Here is an 18401-nt window from a genome sequence, read left to right as displayed (position 1 = left end):
GACACCTGTTGTTGGACGATAGTCATTAATTCTATTTTTTTCCATAAAAAGTTTGCTCTTACTAATTTAAGATTGTTTTCTTTCACATATGTTTTTAATAATCGAGCAGCTTTTGAGTATCTTGCAACCATACACATAAAGCTACTAAATCTTTTGCTTGGTACTTACTGGTTCGTTGTACAAAGCCAACATCTCTAGCAAGATCCCGTAAGGTATTTGGAGATAAAAAACTTTGAATCTCTTGAGCAAATAGTTGTAATTCGTCATACACAGAAACAGACATAAAAAACGCCATCCTTTCCTATGATTCTACAGAAAGAATAGCGCATTTTTTCATTCTAGGGGGCATTTCTTTTTATTAGCTTGATAGCGATGCGGCTGAACCCCTAAATAAAAACAAGTAAGAAAGTGGAGTGCAATTTATCTAAGAATATAGAATTTCTAACAAAAATTCTATATTATGTTATATAATGATGTTAACAAACCATATTTTAGGAATTACCCCGATTGTGTAGAATGTATATTTTGTTTTGATGAGCTAAAATATTTAGCTAAAAGAACTTGTAGCGGGGCCTGTTACAAGTTCTTTTATTTTATTTGGAGAATTACTTTTCATTAAATGAAAATACGAAAAAAAAAGAGGGATTTCCTTTAAGGACAAAAAATGAGCTTATATTTGTTTATTTATTTTATGTTACAGTTCCATATGTTAGTCAATTACAATACTGTTAAGAAGGAGTATACATAATGAAAGCAAAGAAACTTATAACGTTAGCACTTCCAATTATGTTGATGGGAGGTTGTGCTACAGATAAAACAGAGACGAAAGCAAAAGATAAAGTAGAAGCTAAGTCAGAGACGAAGGAAAAGGTAGTAAAGGAAAAGATGTCGAAAGAAGACTACCCTGACCACATGTATAAGTTAAAAAGTGATTTAGAGTACGAACTGAATAACTTTATGCAATTAGCGGCTCAAACGAAAGATAAGAGCAATGACATTCATAAATTAAACAAAGAACTGTATGAAAAAGAAACTGAAATACAAGGTATCATATCTAAATTCCATAAGATTGAACCACCAAAAGAGTTTGAGAAAGAACATGAGACAATCTTAAAAGGAGTAGACTGTTATAGTGAATCCTTTACACTCATAGTTAAGTCAGCAAAAAGTAATTCTATAACGAAAGAAAAGACACAGAAGTCAAAAGACTTAGTACTAAAAGGTAATGATTATATAAATGAGGGGTATGGCGACACACTATCTGATGCATTAACAAAAGCATCAGCGAAGAAATTAGAGGAACAGCAAAAGAATGAGAAACCTTCAGAGTTCCCGAAAGACAGTAAAGAGTTTGTAGGTGAATGGGGTCACATCGAAGGTTCTGAATTTGTTAAGGCATTAGACTTTAAAGAAGATGGTACATATACGATTTTCGATGATAAAGGTAAAACATCATTCGAAGACAATCATATGACAGGTAGATGGTCTTACAAACCAGACTCGAAACAATTCACAATGACTATTGGTGAGTATGTAAAAGACGGTCAAAAGATGGATACAAGTCAATTAAACGGGTCAGTAGACTATACGCTAGAAATCTTCTTTGAGGGTTACTTAAACATGGTAGACGGAAAAGGTAACAGAATAGATGTACAAAAACGTAAATAATATAGTATAAGCCATTATAAAGGTACTTGGAACAGAACGAAGTAATGTAAACAATAGGTTGTAACAGGTTACTGGTCAAAAGGTAGCCTGTTTACATATAAGAAACAATATATTAAAGGGTATTCAAAATGAAAGCAAAGAAACAAGGATCACAAACAAAGGGGTATATAACAATGAAACGGAAACTATTAGCAGTAGCGTTACCAATTATGTTAGTAGCAGGGGTAGGATGTTCAAATAAAGACGTTGCAGAAGATAAGAAGACTGATAGTCTGCAAGTAGCGGAAGCGGATAGTCAAGAAGTATCAAAAGGAAAAGAAAAATCAGACAATCAAAAAGTGTCAGAAACTAAAGCAGAGAAAGAGTACAAGGGTAAATTAAACGCTTTACTAGAAGACCTAACGAAACAAGCATTAGAATTAAGTGATGTCTTAAATAACGACAAGACAGTACATGATAAAGCACCTGAATACATAGAGAAGTCTGAACATCTGAAAAAGACAGCAGATAAGTTAATCGAATTAGACCCTGGCGAGAAGTATGCAGACGTACAAAACACTGTAAAAGACGCTATGTATGAAGCAAAGGCTGGTACGCTTTTAATAGCGCAAGGATTAAACTTGAAAGCCGAGGATTTAGTTCAGAAAGGTTCAGAAAAAATGGAGAAAGTTTCTAAATTACTACTTGAAGTAGATAAAAAGTTGAAAGCGCTAAAATAAAAGAGGGGGTATAACACATACCCATCAAGCTAAGATTTTAAAGTACCCCCTAAATGGAAATTTTGTGTTTTTATAGCATCGAGGTTTATTTTTCTCTTTTTGGGGATAACTTGTTTTCTTAAGTTAATGGAAATGGGGCAACCTGTTCTGTTAGGTTGATGGGCATGGGGTCACCATATCATCTCGGGAAAATTGTACGTTTAGACACATTTTAGACAAAAATAGCCGAATCCCTGTACGTTAAGGGGTCGGCTATTTTTTTTATGTAATCCTTGCTAGTGAAAATAAATAAAATAGTTTACTTATAGCAATACATCTATTCCTATTATTTAGTAGACTCTTTCATAAATAGAGCTGTCCATAGCGCAGGCACACCAAATACTTCATTTGATTGTTCAATTTCATTCATCTTACGTATTTCTATTTCAGAGAAGTCTTTAAAAATGGTTCTTAACTTTTCATCTGTAAATCCTAGTCCTCCTTTAAGGCTTCGTAATCTGTATACTTCCCAATCTGTTATGTCTGCTCCACCTAACTCTCCACCTTGAACAAAGCAAGTGATTGCAAAATGTCCATTTGGTTTTAAAGCTTTTTTTACCAAATTTATATAACTCATTCTTCTGTGTGGAGCAATGTGATGAAAACATCCTGAATCATACACAATATCATATGCTCCCTCTTCAATTTGCAAGTCAAAAATATTACTGTAAATAAAATTTACATTTACATTTTGTTCTTTCGCCCGTTCTGTTGCCCATTGAATTGATTCTTGCGATAAGTCTACTGCATCAACTAAACATCCTTTTTTAGCAAAGTAAATTGCATTCCTACCTGGACCACATCCGAGTTCCAGGACTCTTCCTGGATTAAGTAATTTCCCCTCAAAATATTTTACTAAATTCTCATCTGGTTTATTAGCAAAAAAGGGGATTCCTTTTTCACGATTAGAATAAAAATCATCCCAAAACTGAGCTGGTTCACGTAATAATGAATCTAACATCTCTAATAAATCTTCATAACTACTAATTGTTTCCCTCAAAATGATCCCTTCTTTACAATTAAATTTTACTTTTTAATTGTACTAATAATTCTAAAGATTGTTGTTTCATCGGTGTTAAAATCACTTTAAATTGAAATAAACTTAAATACCCAAAACATTGTTATTTATAGTCATTTAACATATATAAAGCCCTCAATTTTTTCTTTTAAATCACGTTAAAGGCAATTGGTTTACTCTTTCTCAAAAACCCATCATACGTTTAAGAATGCCGTTAGAATTAAAGGTTAATTTCTAATTTTCAAACTTCTCATTACAAATATTACAATAATTTTACAGAAAATTATTACACGTTCTTGTTAAATAAATCTCTTCCTTAAAGCCTGTATGGATATTCCCAAAAGTTTATCTACACCAGATTAAAAAGGAGAACATTTTCAAACTTACTTTACCCTGTGTACAGAAAATTGTATGTTTATGAACAGAGGATAAAACTCAATAATATCAACGTTTTCTAGCTGTAATCATGTTCATAAAGTGTGTAAACAAATCAATGTTCAATTAAACTTAGGTTTTTATTTTTCTGAACATGTATTCATCTTTAAAAAATGCTGTAATGATAAGGTTTTGTAATCCTTAGCGTACAATTTTCCCAAAATAATATAGTGACCCCCCTTATGAAAAGGGTTCTTTTCTTGTTAATTTAACAAACATTTCTTAATACCAAAAAATGGTTTTCGGATGATATATTTAGAAGGGTACCTGACTATCATTTCTTATTGAACTTCAGAGTCCGAATGACTTGTTAAGTTAAATAAAACATGGAAAGAAGGTTAAGAATTATGGCAATAGCTGATTTAGATGTGTATTTGATAGCATTAATAAAAAAGACTTATCCTGAATATGCTTCGTACGAAGCTACATCAGATACTTCAAAGTTATCAATCAAAAATACAGAAAGTTATGGTTTTGAAATTAAAGAAAATAAACCACAAGGGACAATGTTTATGGGAGAATCTGTACTTAAGAATGATACGAATGAAACTCAAACAATACATTCAGATGCTTTTACCAAAACAATTACTGATTCCGTAACGCTTTCGGTAACAAATGGAATAACAGCTGGAGTGAGTATAAGTATTAGTGGGAAAATCTTTGGAATAGGTGCAGAATCAAGTATGTCGTTTGAAGTTAGTACAAGCACTACTAATGAGCAAACTAGTGAAGAATCTGTTGCATACACAGTCCCTAGTCAAACGGTTGTTGTACCTGCTAAAACCACATATTATGTATATACTTCGCTACAAAGAAATCAATTAGAAGGAACTGTCCGCTTAAAAGCAGATTTATCTGAACGATTTTCTGTGAGATTGAAATATGGTTCTGGACAAGCAGAAATCGGTGGTGATTTATACTATTTTATAAATGAATTCCACTCAGCACTTCCATTACCAAGTGGGATTTCGTTAAATCACAAGGATAAATCCATCCATTTTGAAGGAGTTGCAGAATATATCTATGGTACTGGCACAAAATTTTACGTCACTATATCAGATACACCTTCTTCACAAGGAATTCAAGAACACAAATCATTCGATGCTAAAACCGGACTAGGTACTTATGAACTTCGCTTAAATGGTAAAAACTTCGATTTCGATCTTAATGATTTGAAAGAATATATGGATTCTAAAGAGTTTGAAAAGCTTAAAGAACAAGAAAATGAAATAGTATAAATAAAAAAGAGCAAACTGTATTTTTTATACGGTTTGCTCTTTTTTTATTTTGCTTAGCGTACGAACTTCGCGAAATGTTGTCGGGACCCCCAATAGAGTAAACCCTGTTGGGATGTTCTGTTGAGCCTGATAGAATGGTACCTCATAGTGTCCCATATGGCTTGTTTCAAAACTTTTGTTCCGTACTTCCACAAAAAATCTCCACCTTCTGTTTTTGACCGCTCTTGAAATGACATCTGCAAGGCGACTTAATTTATGGTAATTTTTTAGCGTACGATATTCGCATTTTGTTAACGGTAACCCTGTGAATGAAAGTAAACTTCTGGCTAAAAGTTTACTTTCGATCTTTGAATCATTTATAGCTCATTTTGTAATAAATTTCCTAATATAGAGATACTTATCAATTGTGTTTTAATATTCAAAATTAACAAAAATTGAAGTATTATAAAAATATGATGGTTATTCCTTTTGTTTACTCCTTGTGCTAAAGATAAGATCGTGTTCCCGAATCTTATCTTTTTATTTTTGGATTTTAGATACAAAAAAGGAACCCTTAATAGCTTAAGGATTCTGCAACAGGAAATAACAGATATATAACAATAAAAAGAATTACTTATATTATAATTTAAAAATAATACAAATAAATCGAGAAAATTTCGAATGAATCGAATATTATTACATACTTAATTATAATTGATTAGGAATTGAAGTAGTAATCTGTCATCTATTCCTTCATTTTAAAGAAGATTGATCTCAATCTTCTTTTTTTTGTGTATTCCCCTCTCCCCTAGAAGGAAGGATAAAGAATTACTTAATAATAGTGGAAATTGCCTGTTTGTAAACGGGTGTTTTTGCCCATCCCCTTGAAAAGGGGGAATAAGAAAAAAGCAAACTTCTCTTTTAAGAAGATTTGCTTTTTTCTAAGCTATATTCGTATTCTTTGACTCTTCTATATTTGCTATGGTAAGCACTTTTATAAATACAACGTATTTATTGATTAAGAAAAATATAAAATCCTTTTTCCCATCGATCTTTGAGCCATTGCAATTCATCTTTCATATTTGGAACGTATTCGTTTGTTCGTTCCAACAATTTATAGGTTTCTACTAGTTCCAAACATCGATTTGGACTAGTAAGAGAATGTATAAAGAGCATATCACGTGTTGTTACCGAACCAAAAGAGATCCCTTCACGGCTCACCGATAATAACTCTTGAATTTCCTCTTGATCCATATTTGTTTTCTTTAGGTAATTATTCATATCAATGAATGTAGTGTAACTCCATTTCATATTATCATAATCATTTTCTTGTAGGATCATTTCACGATAAGATTCCATATCTTGTATGAGGAAATTACGAATCGCATCTATAGAAAATTGCATGTACCAAACTTCCTTTACTGTATAGGGGATGTGTGAGTTTTAAAGTTCCTTAAAAAAAGTATTCTCCTAATATGTAGAGAAATACTTTTTTACTTTATCATATATTTAAGTTCTTAGCCTGTTTTAATAGCTGGTAATTTTGAAGAAAGAATCGTCATCGCTTCTCCTTTTTTGGGGTTACGACCGTTGCGCTCTGCAAGTTCCTGGACTTCGAATGTCCTCAAAAACCAAGCAACTGTACTTTTTCTCCTTGCTGTAAAGATTTTGCGATTTGGTCCAATATTACTTGTATCGCTGAATGTCACTTTAGGAGTTATTTTGCACCTATTTTGCACTATAAGTAAATATAAAAAGCCCAATTTCTCATTAAAATTGAGAAATTAGGCTTTTTTCGTTGCTCCATTAAAGCGCCAGATAGTTGAAGAAGGTTCTAGAAATTTAATATGAAATTACTTTTTGAATCTGATCATTAATATTTCCTTTACTTAATCCTCCGTGGTAACATACATCTATCATTATAACTACAAACGATTCCAAAAACGACTCAATCATCGAGCTCCGATCGAATATCGAATTTCGATGGCTGCATAGTCTTTTTTACAGTTGTCTACTTGACGGGGATAAGTCCAGATCCCGTAAATTAATCTGTTCTTTTTTAATCATATGCATAGCTTCCACTCCTGCAAGAATGGATGTAGCTGTGCCAAAAGACTTGAACCCTAACATAGAACGCACACGTTTCTTAATAAAACGATGATCTTGTTCCACTATGTTATTGAGATATCTAACTTGTCTTAGCTCTATGCCTTCAGGCATATGCTTTTCTTCTTTCAACGCTCGAATTGCTACAGGATAAGCGGGGTTCTTATCTAATGTTATCACACGAGGTTTAGAAACATACGAAAAAGCGCTTGGCTGCTTGTTTATCTCTTGATTTACTAAGAAAAAAATCAATGGTGTTCCCTTCGGAATCTACAGCACGATATAAATACATCCATTGACCTTTTACTTTGATATAGGTTTCATCAACTCTCCATGAGTCATTTGTTGATTTAAGATGATATCGTACTTTCTCTTCTGATTGAGGCCCATATTGATGAACCCAACGCATAATGGTTGTGTGAGCGATTGATACTCCTCGTTCTTCCATCATTTCCACCAGGTTACGAAAGCTTAAATTGTACCGCAGGTACCATCTTACTATTAATAAGATGAGTTCAGGCTGATAGTGTTTCCACTTGAATAAGTTTTGCTTTTCCATACTAATCACGTCCTTTTTTAAAGTACTAGTATCAGTATGTCCAAGTTTCGAAGATTCGTCACATGAGCCTTATAGTTTTTGCACCAGAACCGTTATAAACTTATAGGCAAAGTCGAGATCATAGCTACAAGTTTATAAAAATAGATTATACTTTATTTAATTTTTTATAAATGAAAAGGAGTGATATTTATGCAATTAAAAAATGTAACACCTATGGGATTAAATGATGAAGTGTTCAAAACAATTATTAATAAAACTGAAAATACATTTCCAACATTTTTTTTTATTAACCCATCAGGTAGTGTTGTCATACCAAAACAGTTGAACAAGGATATATGTATGTATGCAGTTTTTGGTGAAATAATGGCTATAATTGATAATGAAATCGAGATATTAAGGCATCAACAAATATTGTATCTCAATGCTAAGGTATACATTGAATTGAGAAATAATACAACTGACAATGTAATTGTATACATTGATTGTGTAAATAAGTAATTGTTGATTAGAATTATTATATTATTTGTGAAATGTTTCACAAATAATACACAAAAAAAATTAGTTATTTCATGTATAGTAAGAGTAGTTAAAAACTTCACATTATTATTTGTGAAATACTTCACATTATTTAAGCTTTTACTTAATATGCAAGAGGAAAATAATAAGTTCCAACATTTTAAATCTATTTTTATAGTGATCTGGAGGCTTTAATATGACAAACAAGACAGATGAAAATGAAGTACAAGCAATGGTCAACGTAGTAATTAAAGATGAAAATGAAGTACAAGAAGTTGTTAATACTTTAGTTAAAAATGGAAAAGAAGCACTAAAAGCACTAGAATCTTATACGCAAGAGCACGTAGATCATATTGTTCATGAAATGGCACTATCTGGATTAGATCAACATATGCCATTGGCAAAAATGGCGGTTGAGGAAACTGGCCGAGGTGTGTATGAGGATAAATGTACAAAAAATATATTTGCGACTGAATATATTTGGCATAGCATAAAAAAAGATAAGACTGTAGGGATTATCCATGAAGATCCACATGAAGAAGTTATTGAAATTGCCGAACCAGTGGGTGTAGTTGCTGGTGTGACACCAGTAACTAATCCTACCTCAACTACTATGTTTAAAGCAATAATTGCAATGAAAACAAGAAACCCAATCATTTTTGCTTTCCATCCATCTGCGCAGCAATGCTCTGTTGCAGCGGCTAAAGTTTTACGTGATGCAGCAATTAAGGCAGGGGCACCAGAAAATTGCATTCAATGGATCGAAAAACCTTCTGTTGAGGCAACAAAAAGATTAATGAACCATGAGGGGGTTGCACTTGTTCTTGCAACCGGAGGTGCTGGAATGGTGAAATCAGCATATTCTACTGGGAAACCGGCTTTAGGAGTAGGGCCTGGGAATGTACCTTGTTATTTAGAGAAATCGGCACATGTAAAACGCGCTGTAAATGATTTAATCTTATCAAAAACATTTGATAATGGTATGATTTGTGCTTCTGAGCAAGCGATTATTGTAGATAAAGAAATCTATAATGGTGTAAAGAAAGAAATGCAAGACAACAATTGTTATTTTGTTACAGAAGAAGAGAGAAAAAAATTAGAGAAGCTTGTCATTAATGAAGATACTTGTGCAGTAAATAGTGATATCGTTGGGAAATCAGCACATTATATTGCATCATTAGTAGGCATTAAGGTACCAGAAGATACAAAAATACTTGTAGCTGAAATTAAGGGAGTGGGTGCAGAATATCCACTATCGCGTGAAAAATTAAGCCCAGTATTAGCTTGTATCAAATCAAATTCACGAGAAGAAGGATTTAAATACTGTGAGGAAATGTTAAATATGGGTGGCTTAGGGCATTCAGCGGTTATCCATTCCACAAATAAAGAAGTACAGAAACAATTTGGTTTACGAATGAAAGCTTGTCGTCTTATTGTAAATTCACCGTCATCACAAGGTGGAATTGGTGATATATATAACGCATTTATTCCATCTTTAACATTAGGGTGTGGATCATACGGTAAGAATTCTGTTTCACAAAACGTAACAGCTACACATTTAATAAATGTAAAGCGTTTGGCGAATAGAAAAAATAATATGCAATGGTTCAAATTACCGCCTAAGGTTTTTTTTGAAAAACATGCGACACAATATTTAGCTAAGATGCCAAACATTTCACGAGCATTCATTGTAACGGATCCAGGAATGGTAGAACTAGGATATGTAGATACAGTTACACATTACTTACAACAACATTTAAATGATGTAAAAGTAGGTGTTTTCTCAGAGGTAGAACCAGACCCATCAGATGAAACAGTTTTCAAGGGCGCTGAGATGATGAGAAGTTTCAAACCTGATGTAATTATTGCATTGGGCGGAGGTTCAGCGATGGATGCAGCAAAAGGAATGTGGCTATTCTATGAATATCCAGAAACAAAATTCTTTGGAATAAAACAAAAGTTTTTAGACATTAGAAAACGTACATGTAAATTTCCAACACTAGGGCAAAAAGCACAATTTGTTGCGATTCCAACAACGTCGGGAACAGGGTCAGAAGTGACACCATTTGCAGTTATTACAGATAAAAAAAATAATATAAAATATCCACTTGCTGATTATGAATTAACACCAGATGTAGCGATTATCGATCCACAGTTTGTCATGACAGTGCCACCTCATGTAACAGCGGACACTGGAATGGATGTGCTAACACATGCGATTGAAGCATACGTGTCTATTTTGGCAAATGACTATACAGATGGGTTGGCTTTAAAAGCAATTGATCTCGTATTTAAATATTTACCGAGAGCATATAAAGTTGGAAATGATGAAAAGGCACGTGAGAAAATGCATAATGCTTCTGCAATTGCAGGTATGGCGTTTGCAAATGCATTTCTTGGTATTAATCATAGTTTGGCACATAAACTTGGACCAGAATTTCACATTCCGCATGGACGCGCTAACGCGATCTTAATGCCGCATGTAATTCGATATAATGCTATTAAACCGAGAAAACATGCATTGTTCCCAAAATATGAGCACTTTGTAGCAGATGAACGTTATGCAGATATTGCAAGAGCACTGGGATTGCCAGCGAGTACCGTAGAAGAGGGTGTGGAATCACTTGTACAAGCAATTATCAGTCTTGGGAAAGAATTAAATATTAATATGAGCATTGCAGGACAAGGGGTAAAACAAGAAGCATTTGAAAATGTTGTGGATGTTTTATCAGAAAGAGCATTTGAAGATCAATGTACACCAGCAAATCCGAAACTGCCATTGATTTCAGAATTAAGAGAAGTATATAAACAAGCATATCAAGGTGTGTAATAAATTCAGTGTGTATATCTTTTTTAGTTCATAGATTTTGTATTTGATGTCTGAAGAAATTCCGCCTTGATGACCTTTATTTAGGTAATATGGGAGTGTATAAAAAATATGTCTAATTGTAAGAAGTTAGATCAGGTGATTGAAAAAAAAAAGAATTGATATCGCTTGTTAAACAGTATGGATTCACTCATGAAAAGGTACTTTTTTTTAGTAGGGAATTAGATTCTTTACTAAATGATTTGATAAAATCTAATAAACAAACAAAATAAATCAGATTTATATAAAAAAGAAATAAAATATAAATAATTAAGATATATAATAAATCAAAAAATACTCTCCTAAAAGTAGGAGAGTATTTTTTGATTTTAATAAAGAACTAAATAAATATAGCTAATTTTTTTAGTTAACAGAAGATGTCTTCCGTTAACTTATTAAACTTAATATAATAGATATTGTTTACGGAACACATTTAAAATCCACGATAAATTAAGTTTACGGAACACAATTGAAGAAAGAAGGATAAGGGGTATGGAAACGATTTAGGGAATGAGGTGCCACTCTTTACTTACAGAATGATTTGAGGAATGCTCTGACATATCTAAATCTTACCCATTTAAATTTATAAAAGAAGAGTCCATTTTGGATTCTTCTTTTTATGTGTTCGCAAAGGTACACTTTTTGACATGACGTTTAAATTTCGTATGAATTAAGCTTATTCCCCCTTTTCGGGGGGATGGGCAAAAACACCCAAATCACATTATTATGATAAAATATTGTTTAATGGATATCAAAAAGGAGGACATAACAATATGACTGATTCTAAACAAAAAACACCACTTTGGGAATGGTTTGCTTATCTTGGAGCAACCGTAACAATTATAAAACTTGTATATACATATTTATTTTAAAATCAAACATACACGTTCTACACAACCATAGTTACCATAACACTACTTATCAGCAGTCAATCTATCTAGAAATCTAGTAAAATCGAGTATTGTTGAAAGTTTATCTAAGTATAATGCAACAACCATTGTTGATCAGGACCCATAGACAAATGATTGATTCGCTTCTCTTCAAAATAACTATATAAGTCTTTCCAACTTTTTAATTCCTTAAATAAATTTTCCGTTAATTCAGAAGCAGAAAAGACATATTCGATCAGGTGCTCATACTCATAGAAATAATAAACAAATTCATAATTTATATCATTTATATAACCAGCAACCCCATAACTTTTAGGAAAGCTGTTCATTTTAATCTTAGTAGCTCTTACAAAAGATTCTGGTAAATAACTTAATAATTCATTTTCGTTTTCAGGGATGAGGGCGTAAATATAACACCCTGAAGGATATATATCTTTAATTACTCTAATAAACATTTCTTTTGTCATTTCGTCTTCTAAATCAATCTCGATGACATCCAAAATATCATCTCCTAGTTCACATAATTTTCGAAGGCGGAAGTAATTCTGCTTGTATCTTTTGAAAGGAGTTGTGTTGTGGTTTGTTATATATTATTCTTCCCACCACTCATTTTCAATTGCATTTTCAATTCCCTCTAATAAGTGTTCGTAAAAGTTGTCTGCTTCTGGATAGATACCTTTTTCATGGGCACTCCAGTTTACAATAGGACATTCATTGTTCATCATTTTTTCCGTATCTAAACAATAGGAATACTCATCGCAATGCTCAATAATAATATATCCTTTCGGAATGTTGAAGGACTTAAATCTGTCATGGTAATACAAAATATCGTTGCAGCCGTTCACATATACACCATTTCCTCCTCCGCCATATTCCTTTAGAAACCATCGATAACTGCCCGGAAGCTTTACGTTCAGTCTCTCTTCAACTTCTTGAATGGTTTCTTCTTTCTCTTTATAGAAATGCTCCCTTAAATTATTGAATTCAAGTAGTTCTCTAATTTTACTGCGATACAACTCCATTTATGTTCCTCTCCTTTTTTCATCTCAACAGCAAACCCCTCCTGTTTGGAGGGAGGGTCAATCTTTGTTTTGTTTTTCTAACAGTTGAATAACCCTATCTAACTTTTGCTCAACTGAATCTTGCTTTTTGCGATTGCTGGTATGCCGAATTATACGTATAATCCCCCCAAACAGTGCACCGATGATCACTAAAATAATAGCAACTTCTATGTAATAAATATCGGTTTCTAAAGGCATTATTTAGAACCTCCTGTTTCCCCTATTTTACCATTTAAAAGAAATGATATGTTGTTTGATTTTGGTTGTATATTTTATACATGTAAGGTTAACATAACGCAACATTATTGGTAGCAAGGACATGGCAGGGGTATGGAAACGATTATGGGTTTCAAGGGCCACTCTGGAATTAAATACGGTTCTGGTGCAAAAAGATGATAAATAAAAAAGAATCAAGGATTCCTAACGGAATCACCTGTTAAGCAGTTAATCCAAACAGCTGGTTGATAAAAACATTCTGATTTTGGACAGACTGGTCCTGCAAATCAATTTGTTCTTTTTTGACCATATGCATGGCCTCAACACCACTCAATATAGAGGCTGCTGTTTTGTATGATTTAAATCCCAACATAGAGCGTATACGATTTTTAATAAAACGATGATCTTGTTCTACTATGTTATTTAAATATTTTATCCTTCGGATTTTGGTGCCTATTGTTATCCTTTTTTCTTTCTTCAACAGTTCGATAGCGATTGGATAAGCAGGGTTCTTATCAACCGTGATGATACGAGGTTTTGAGACATGAAAAGACCGCAAGGCTTTCTTGAAGAATCGCTTTGCAGCCTTATGATTTCTAGATTTACTCAAATAAAAGTCAATCGTGTTTCCTTCAGAATCAACGGCACGATATAAATACATCCATTATCCTTTTACTTTGATATATGTTTCGTCCACTCTCCATGAGTTATTCGTTTGTTTGAGATGACGTCGAATTCGTTTATCAAACTCCGGCCCATATTGATGTACCCATCGCATAATAGTTATATGAGCCAGGAATAACCCTCGTTCCTTCATCATTTCCACCAAATCACGAAAGCTTAAGTTGTACCGTAGGTACCAACGTACAGTTAACAAGATGATGTCTGGTTGATAATGTTTCCACTTAAATAAATTCTCCTTTTCCATACTGATCACATACCTTTTATAGAGTAGTACTATCAGTATTTCCAAGTTTGATAGAACATTTTCATATACTTCAAAGTTTTCGCACCAGAACCGTATAAAGAATATTGCTATGTGAGGGTTTTACTGCTCGCGAATAGCGAGATAAAATGAATGCAGGTATTTTTACATATGAATATATGGAAAAATCGATGAAATTGTCAGCTTTTTATTTTTGAAAAAAATTGTTTATCTATTTTCATAAAAAAATATTTTTTTGACCCCCATAAAATTTTTATTTCCTCCGAATATGTATAGTGAAGAAAGCAATTAGAATTGAAATCATTTCGTACAGCAACCTTGATTTTGAGAGGTATCGAAGCCATGCATATGATGAAAAAAGGGCAACTTCACCAAAGGGCAAAGGGTGAAATCTGCCCAAAATGAGGTTGAAGTCATTCATAAGATATTTGGATTAGTCGTTTGGTCTCAAAGTTAAAAGGAAATTACTGTTCTATATTCCTATTAAGCTATTTTCGCACCAAAACCCTAGAAGGTCTATCTATTAAAATAGTTTGCGTTTGTACTTAGAATAAAAAGAAAAGGAGTATGTAAAAAAATAATGGAGAAAAAAATTCAACAAGAGAAAGATAACTCAAAACACGTTTTTTATGATCCTAAAGGAAGAAGAAAAATAGCTTTCAGTTGGTTTCTATGTATCTCAATAGTTAGCATAAGTATTGTATTTTATTTTTTCTTTCGAAGTATTTTTTCAACACCAGAAATTCCAAATATGAATCCTTCTGTAAAGCAAGATACTAAACTTGTGCCTATTAATCAAAAACTCAGCGACGAGCAGTTAAAGAAAGAAGAATTTAAACCTAATACCGAAATGAAAAAAGATGAAAATATGGTGAATTCAACGAGCGATAGTAAACAATCTAAAGAAGTTTATGGTTTTTATGTAAACTGGGATGAAAATAGTACTGCTTCTTTAAAAGAAAATATCGATTCCTTAACCACGTTAGTACCAGAATGGTATCACTTAAAAGCAGACTTAACAGTTAGTAGTGAGATAAAACCTGAGATTGTGAAGTTAGCCAAAGAAAATCATGTGAAAATTATGCCTTTACTTACTAACTATACAGAGGAAGCTTCTGGTCCTGATAGTGAACTTATTCATAAGTTACTGAATTCTCCAGAGCATGTAAAGACAACGTTTATTAACAATTTAGTAAAGCAAGTTGAAAAGAATCAATTTTCAGGTATTAATATTGACTTTGAGGCAATACCTGAAAGCGATAGAGAAAACTTAACAAATTTCATGAAAGAACTTACTACGGTCTTTCATAAACATCATTTGCTTGTTACACAAGATGTCCCTGCTAATGATAAAGCCTTTAATTATGGTGCATTAGCCAAAGTAATAGATCGTATGATTGTAATGATGTATGATGAGCACTATGGAGCAGGGACATCAGGACCAATTGCTTCAAATAAATGGTTTGAACATACGCTCAATGATCTAAACATTCCCTCCGAGAAACTTATAGTTGCTTTTGGTAATTATGGATATGATTGGGAAGTGAAGAGTAAAAAACCTGCGGAGCCTTTAACTTTCTCAGAAGTTATGAAAATGGCTCATGATTCAAATATAAAAATTCAATGGGATAAGATCAGTGGAAACCCTTATTTTCGATATAAAAAAGGAGCGAAAGAACATACTGCTTGGTTCTTAGATGGTGTTACTCTTTATAATCAAGTCAAAATCGCAATGAACCATAATGCAAAGGGATTTGCATTATGGAGACTAGGAGCAGAAGATCCTACTGTATGGAAAGCTTTAAAAGATCCTATTGAAGTACAAAAAAATCCTGATGCATTACATAAAATCGCTAGTTTAGATGAAGTAAATTATTCTGGACAAGGCGAAATTTTACAGATTGAAAATGAAAGACAAAATGGATTGAGAGATTTTAAAGTAGGAAAAGAAGGTTATCTTACAGATGAAGTGTATCAATCACTACCATCTGCATATCAAGTGCAGCGCTATGGAAAACCAAAAGGAAAACAAGTAGTACTAACATTTGATGATGGACCAGATCCTAAATACACCCCGGAAATTCTAGATATATTAAAAGAGCATAAAATAAAAGCAGCCTTTTTTATACTTGGTGAAAACGCCCAACTAAATCCTAGTCTTGTTAAAAGAATGTACGATGAAGGGCATGAAATTGGCAATCATACCTTCAAGCATCCTAACGTAGCTGATACGTCTTTACTACGAACAAAAGTAGAGCTGAATACAACTCAGCGCCTGATTCAGGAAATAACTGGACATTCTACGGTTTTATTTAGGCCACCATATGAAGCAGATGCCGACCCGGATTCATCAAATGAAATATTGCCTATTTTGCGTGCACAAAATATGAACTATACAATGGTGGCAGAAAAAGTTGATCCTGAGGACTGGGCGACGCCATCAACAAATGAATTAGTAAAGCGTGCTGTTAATCCCATTTATAAGGGGGAGGGAAATGTTATTCTTCTCCATGATGCAGGAGGGAATCGTACCCATACGGTAGAGGCGCTGCCAATTATTATTAAAGACCTTAAAAAGCATGGATATAGTTTTGTAACAATTTCAGATTTAATGGGTAAAGAACGAGATGAAGTTATGCCTCTCGTTTCTTCTGAGGATAAGCAATATTTACTTTACAATAAAGCTGTTTTTTTAGGAGCCGGATATTCTAAGCATATATTAACAACTATTTTTTATATTGCTATTGGATTAGGTATTTTCCGATTCCTATTTTTAATTTATTTTGCATTCAAGCAGAAAAAGAAAACAAAATCTCGTTTATTTGCTAATTCGTCTTATCAACCTTTTGTTAGTGTTGTGATAGCAGCATATAATGAAGAGAAGGTGATAGCTAAGACGATTCGCTCAATTTTGGATAGTAATTATAGAGAGTTTGAAGTTATTGTCGTTGATGACGGATCGAAAGATGGTACGTCAAAAGTAATTCAAGAAACATTCTATAAACATCCTAAAGTTCGATTAATTCAGAAAGAAAATGGTGGGAAATCATCCGCAATGAACTTAGGATTTCAAAAATCAACAGGAGAAATCATTGTCACTTTAGATGCGGATACAATTATTGCGCAAGATGCTATTTCTCTAATGATTAGACACTTTGAAGATCATAATGTAGCGGCAGTTTCAGGCAATGTCAAAGTGGGAAATAGACGGAATTTGTTAACTACTTGGCAACATGTTGAATATATTACAGGATTTAATTTAGAACGCAGAGCTTTTGATGAGTTAAATTGTATTACGGTAGTTCCTGGAGCTATTGGAGCATGGCGTAAAAAGAATGTAGTCGAATCTGGATATTTAAGTGAAGATACATTAGCAGAAGATACGGATCTTACTATAACATTTTTACGTGAAGGGTATAAAATTGTATATGAAGAAAGAGCATACGCTTATACGGAGTCACCTGAAGATGTGAAAAGTCTTATTAAACAGCGATATCGTTGGTCGTATGGTACACTCCAGTGTCTTTGGAAACATCGAAAAGCATTGTTTAATGCAACACATAAAACATTAGGGTTTATTGCATTACCTAATATGTGGTTATTCCAATATATTCTGCAATTCATTGCTCCTTTAGCAGATATATTAATGATTATGGGGCTATTTGGTAGTGATCCGCTGAAAGTTTTAGGATTTTATTTTGTATTCTTTCTAATGGATCTTCTCGCTTCTCTGTTTGCATTTAAATTAGAGAAAGAGAACCCTAAACCACTAGTATGGTTAATTTTACAACGCTTTATTTATCGTCAATTTATGACTTATGTTGTAATTAAATCTATATTTTCATCCATTCGAGGGGTAGCGGTAGGATGGAATAAACTAAAGAGAATGGGAAGTGTTGAGCATTCCCCAGAACATAAGGAGGCATCATAAGAGAGCAGACGATCTGCTCTCTTTTTGTTAAAAGGACTCACCATATCAAAAAAAGAAAATTGTTTGAACTTGTAGCATAAAATACAATTCTGTTAGGAATATATGCGTTTTACTGATTTTCATTTTATCTTTGCACCAGAACCGTTCTTAGTTATCATATTCAAATTAAACAGTTAATTTAATATGATGGAAAAGTGATGGTTATTACCCTATT

14 protein-coding genes and 3 pseudogenes are annotated in these 18401 nt (G+C 33.1%); 8 read left to right on the top strand and 9 right to left on the bottom strand.

Annotated features, from left to right (window positions below; genetic code table 11):
• Nucleotides 1-124: 124 nt before the first annotated feature.
• Nucleotides 125-283, bottom strand: a pseudogene (locus NSS97_RS28100) (IS4 family transposase); the annotation flags it as partial.
• A gap of 464 nt (nucleotides 284-747) precedes the next feature.
• Between NSS97_RS28100 and NSS97_RS28095 the strand changes: the two are divergent.
• Both NSS97_RS28095 and NSS97_RS28090 read left to right on the top strand, forming a co-directional pair.
• Nucleotides 748-1668, top strand: coding sequence for a DUF7018 domain-containing (lipo)protein (locus tag NSS97_RS28095; RefSeq protein WP_002205046.1), 921 nt, complete (start codon nucleotides 748-750; stop codon nucleotides 1666-1668).
• Between the two features lie 173 nt (nucleotides 1669-1841).
• Complete coding sequence (locus NSS97_RS28090; RefSeq protein WP_033732631.1) at nucleotides 1842-2387, top strand: DUF7018 domain-containing (lipo)protein; 546 nt, start codon at nucleotides 1842-1844, stop codon at nucleotides 2385-2387.
• A gap of 325 nt (nucleotides 2388-2712) precedes the next feature.
• Here NSS97_RS28090 and NSS97_RS28085 read toward each other — a convergent pair whose 3' ends face one another.
• Nucleotides 2713-3426, bottom strand: coding sequence for a class I SAM-dependent methyltransferase (locus NSS97_RS28085; RefSeq protein WP_098323257.1), 714 nt, complete (start codon nucleotides 3424-3426; stop codon nucleotides 2713-2715).
• Nucleotides 3427-4226: 800 nt separating this feature from the next.
• On the opposite strand from NSS97_RS28085, the gene NSS97_RS28080 reads away from it, so the two are divergent.
• On the top strand, nucleotides 4227-5117 hold the full coding sequence (locus tag NSS97_RS28080; RefSeq protein ID WP_165927700.1) for an ETX/MTX2 family pore-forming toxin: 891 nt from the start codon (nucleotides 4227-4229) through the stop codon (nucleotides 5115-5117).
• Between the two features lie 990 nt (nucleotides 5118-6107).
• Here the strand turns inward: NSS97_RS28080 and NSS97_RS28075 are convergent.
• Both NSS97_RS28075 and NSS97_RS28070 read right to left on the bottom strand, forming a co-directional pair.
• Nucleotides 6108-6500, bottom strand: a complete 393-nt coding sequence (locus tag NSS97_RS28075; protein WP_002191919.1) for a hypothetical protein — start codon at nucleotides 6498-6500, stop codon at nucleotides 6108-6110.
• A 113-nt stretch (nucleotides 6501-6613) separates the two neighbouring features.
• Nucleotides 6614-6805: an HU family DNA-binding protein gene (locus NSS97_RS28070; RefSeq protein ID WP_050551333.1), complete on the bottom strand. Its 192-nt coding sequence runs from the start codon at nucleotides 6803-6805 to the stop codon at nucleotides 6614-6616.
• Between the two features lie 190 nt (nucleotides 6806-6995).
• Here NSS97_RS28070 and NSS97_RS30555 point away from each other — a divergent pair, with 190 nt between their 5' ends.
• A complete protein-coding gene (locus NSS97_RS30555; protein WP_350200072.1) occupies nucleotides 6996-7091 on the top strand; it encodes an IS3 family transposase in 96 nt (31 codons plus the stop codon).
• Between the two features lie 6 nt (nucleotides 7092-7097).
• Here NSS97_RS30555 and NSS97_RS28065 read toward each other — a convergent pair.
• Nucleotides 7098-7761, bottom strand: a pseudogene (locus NSS97_RS28065) (IS6 family transposase).
• Between the two features lie 189 nt (nucleotides 7762-7950).
• Between NSS97_RS28065 and NSS97_RS28060 the strand changes: the two are divergent.
• From NSS97_RS28060 to NSS97_RS28050, 3 genes are all read left to right on the top strand, one after another.
• The gene (locus tag NSS97_RS28060) at nucleotides 7951-8259 is read left to right on the top strand and encodes a hypothetical protein (protein ID WP_002191917.1); all 309 of its coding nucleotides are present in this window, start codon (nucleotides 7951-7953) and stop codon (nucleotides 8257-8259) included.
• A gap of 250 nt (nucleotides 8260-8509) precedes the next feature.
• Nucleotides 8510-11107, top strand: coding sequence for a bifunctional acetaldehyde-CoA/alcohol dehydrogenase (gene adhE, locus NSS97_RS28055; RefSeq protein ID WP_341115027.1), 2598 nt, complete (start codon nucleotides 8510-8512; stop codon nucleotides 11105-11107).
• 155 nt (nucleotides 11108-11262) lie between these two features.
• Complete coding sequence (locus NSS97_RS28050) at nucleotides 11263-11376, top strand: Spo0E family sporulation regulatory protein-aspartic acid phosphatase (RefSeq protein WP_445285983.1); 114 nt, start codon at nucleotides 11263-11265, stop codon at nucleotides 11374-11376.
• A 743-nt stretch (nucleotides 11377-12119) separates the two neighbouring features.
• On the opposite strand, the gene NSS97_RS28045 is transcribed toward NSS97_RS28050, so the two are convergent.
• The 4 genes and pseudogenes from NSS97_RS28045 to NSS97_RS28030 all read right to left on the bottom strand — a co-directional run bounded on the left by NSS97_RS28045 (nucleotide 12120) and on the right by NSS97_RS28030 (nucleotide 14238).
• Nucleotides 12120-12533 carry a hypothetical protein gene (locus NSS97_RS28045; protein ID WP_059038483.1) on the bottom strand — a complete coding sequence of 138 codons (414 nt, stop codon included), beginning with the start codon at nucleotides 12531-12533 and terminating at the stop codon, nucleotides 12120-12122.
• A 90-nt stretch (nucleotides 12534-12623) separates the two neighbouring features.
• Entirely contained in the window at nucleotides 12624-13055 is a 432-nt protein-coding gene (locus tag NSS97_RS28040) for an SMI1/KNR4 family protein (protein ID WP_002193665.1), read from the bottom strand.
• 57 nt (nucleotides 13056-13112) lie between these two features.
• Nucleotides 13113-13292 (bottom strand): DUF4083 family protein, encoded by a 180-nt coding sequence (locus tag NSS97_RS28035; RefSeq protein WP_002193664.1) that lies wholly within the window; start codon nucleotides 13290-13292, stop codon nucleotides 13113-13115.
• Nucleotides 13293-13530: 238 nt separating this feature from the next.
• A pseudogene (locus NSS97_RS28030) lies at nucleotides 13531-14238 on the bottom strand (IS6 family transposase).
• Nucleotides 14239-14836: 598 nt separating this feature from the next.
• Here NSS97_RS28030 and NSS97_RS28025 point away from each other — a divergent pair.
• Entirely contained in the window at nucleotides 14837-18187 is a 3351-nt protein-coding gene (locus NSS97_RS28025) for a glycosyltransferase (RefSeq protein ID WP_341114812.1), read from the top strand.
• Nucleotides 18188-18401: the final 214 nt, after the last annotated feature.

Origin of the sequence: Bacillus sp. FSL R12-0074 (assembly GCF_038005725.1) — a bacterium.
Classification (GTDB): domain Bacteria; phylum Bacillota; class Bacilli; order Bacillales; family Bacillaceae_G; genus Bacillus_A; species Bacillus_A mycoides.
The sequence above is the reverse complement of the archived record's forward strand: the minus strand, read 5'-3'. Positions and strand labels throughout refer to the sequence as shown.

What these genes read in the sequence shown, in the direction of transcription:
- NSS97_RS28095 (WP_002205046.1), top strand. Translation starts at nt 748, where the DNA reads ATGAAAGCAAAGAAACTTATAACGTTAGCACTTCCAATTATGTTGATG.
- NSS97_RS28090 (WP_033732631.1), top strand. Translation starts at nt 1,842, where the DNA reads ATGAAACGGAAACTATTAGCAGTAGCGTTACCAATTATGTTAGTAGCA.
- NSS97_RS28080 (WP_165927700.1), top strand. Translation starts at nt 4,227, where the DNA reads ATGGCAATAGCTGATTTAGATGTGTATTTGATAGCATTAATAAAAAAG.
- NSS97_RS28075 (WP_002191919.1), bottom strand. Translation starts at nt 6,500, where the DNA reads ATGCAATTTTCTATAGATGCGATTCGTAATTTCCTCATACAAGATATG.
- NSS97_RS28060 (WP_002191917.1), top strand. Translation starts at nt 7,951, where the DNA reads ATGCAATTAAAAAATGTAACACCTATGGGATTAAATGATGAAGTGTTC.
- adhE (WP_341115027.1), top strand. Translation starts at nt 8,510, where the DNA reads ATGGTCAACGTAGTAATTAAAGATGAAAATGAAGTACAAGAAGTTGTT.
- NSS97_RS28040 (WP_002193665.1), bottom strand. Translation starts at nt 13,055, where the DNA reads ATGGAGTTGTATCGCAGTAAAATTAGAGAACTACTTGAATTCAATAAT.
- NSS97_RS28035 (WP_002193664.1), bottom strand. Translation starts at nt 13,292, where the DNA reads ATGCCTTTAGAAACCGATATTTATTACATAGAAGTTGCTATTATTTTA.
- NSS97_RS28025 (WP_341114812.1), top strand. Translation starts at nt 14,837, where the DNA reads ATGGAGAAAAAAATTCAACAAGAGAAAGATAACTCAAAACACGTTTTT.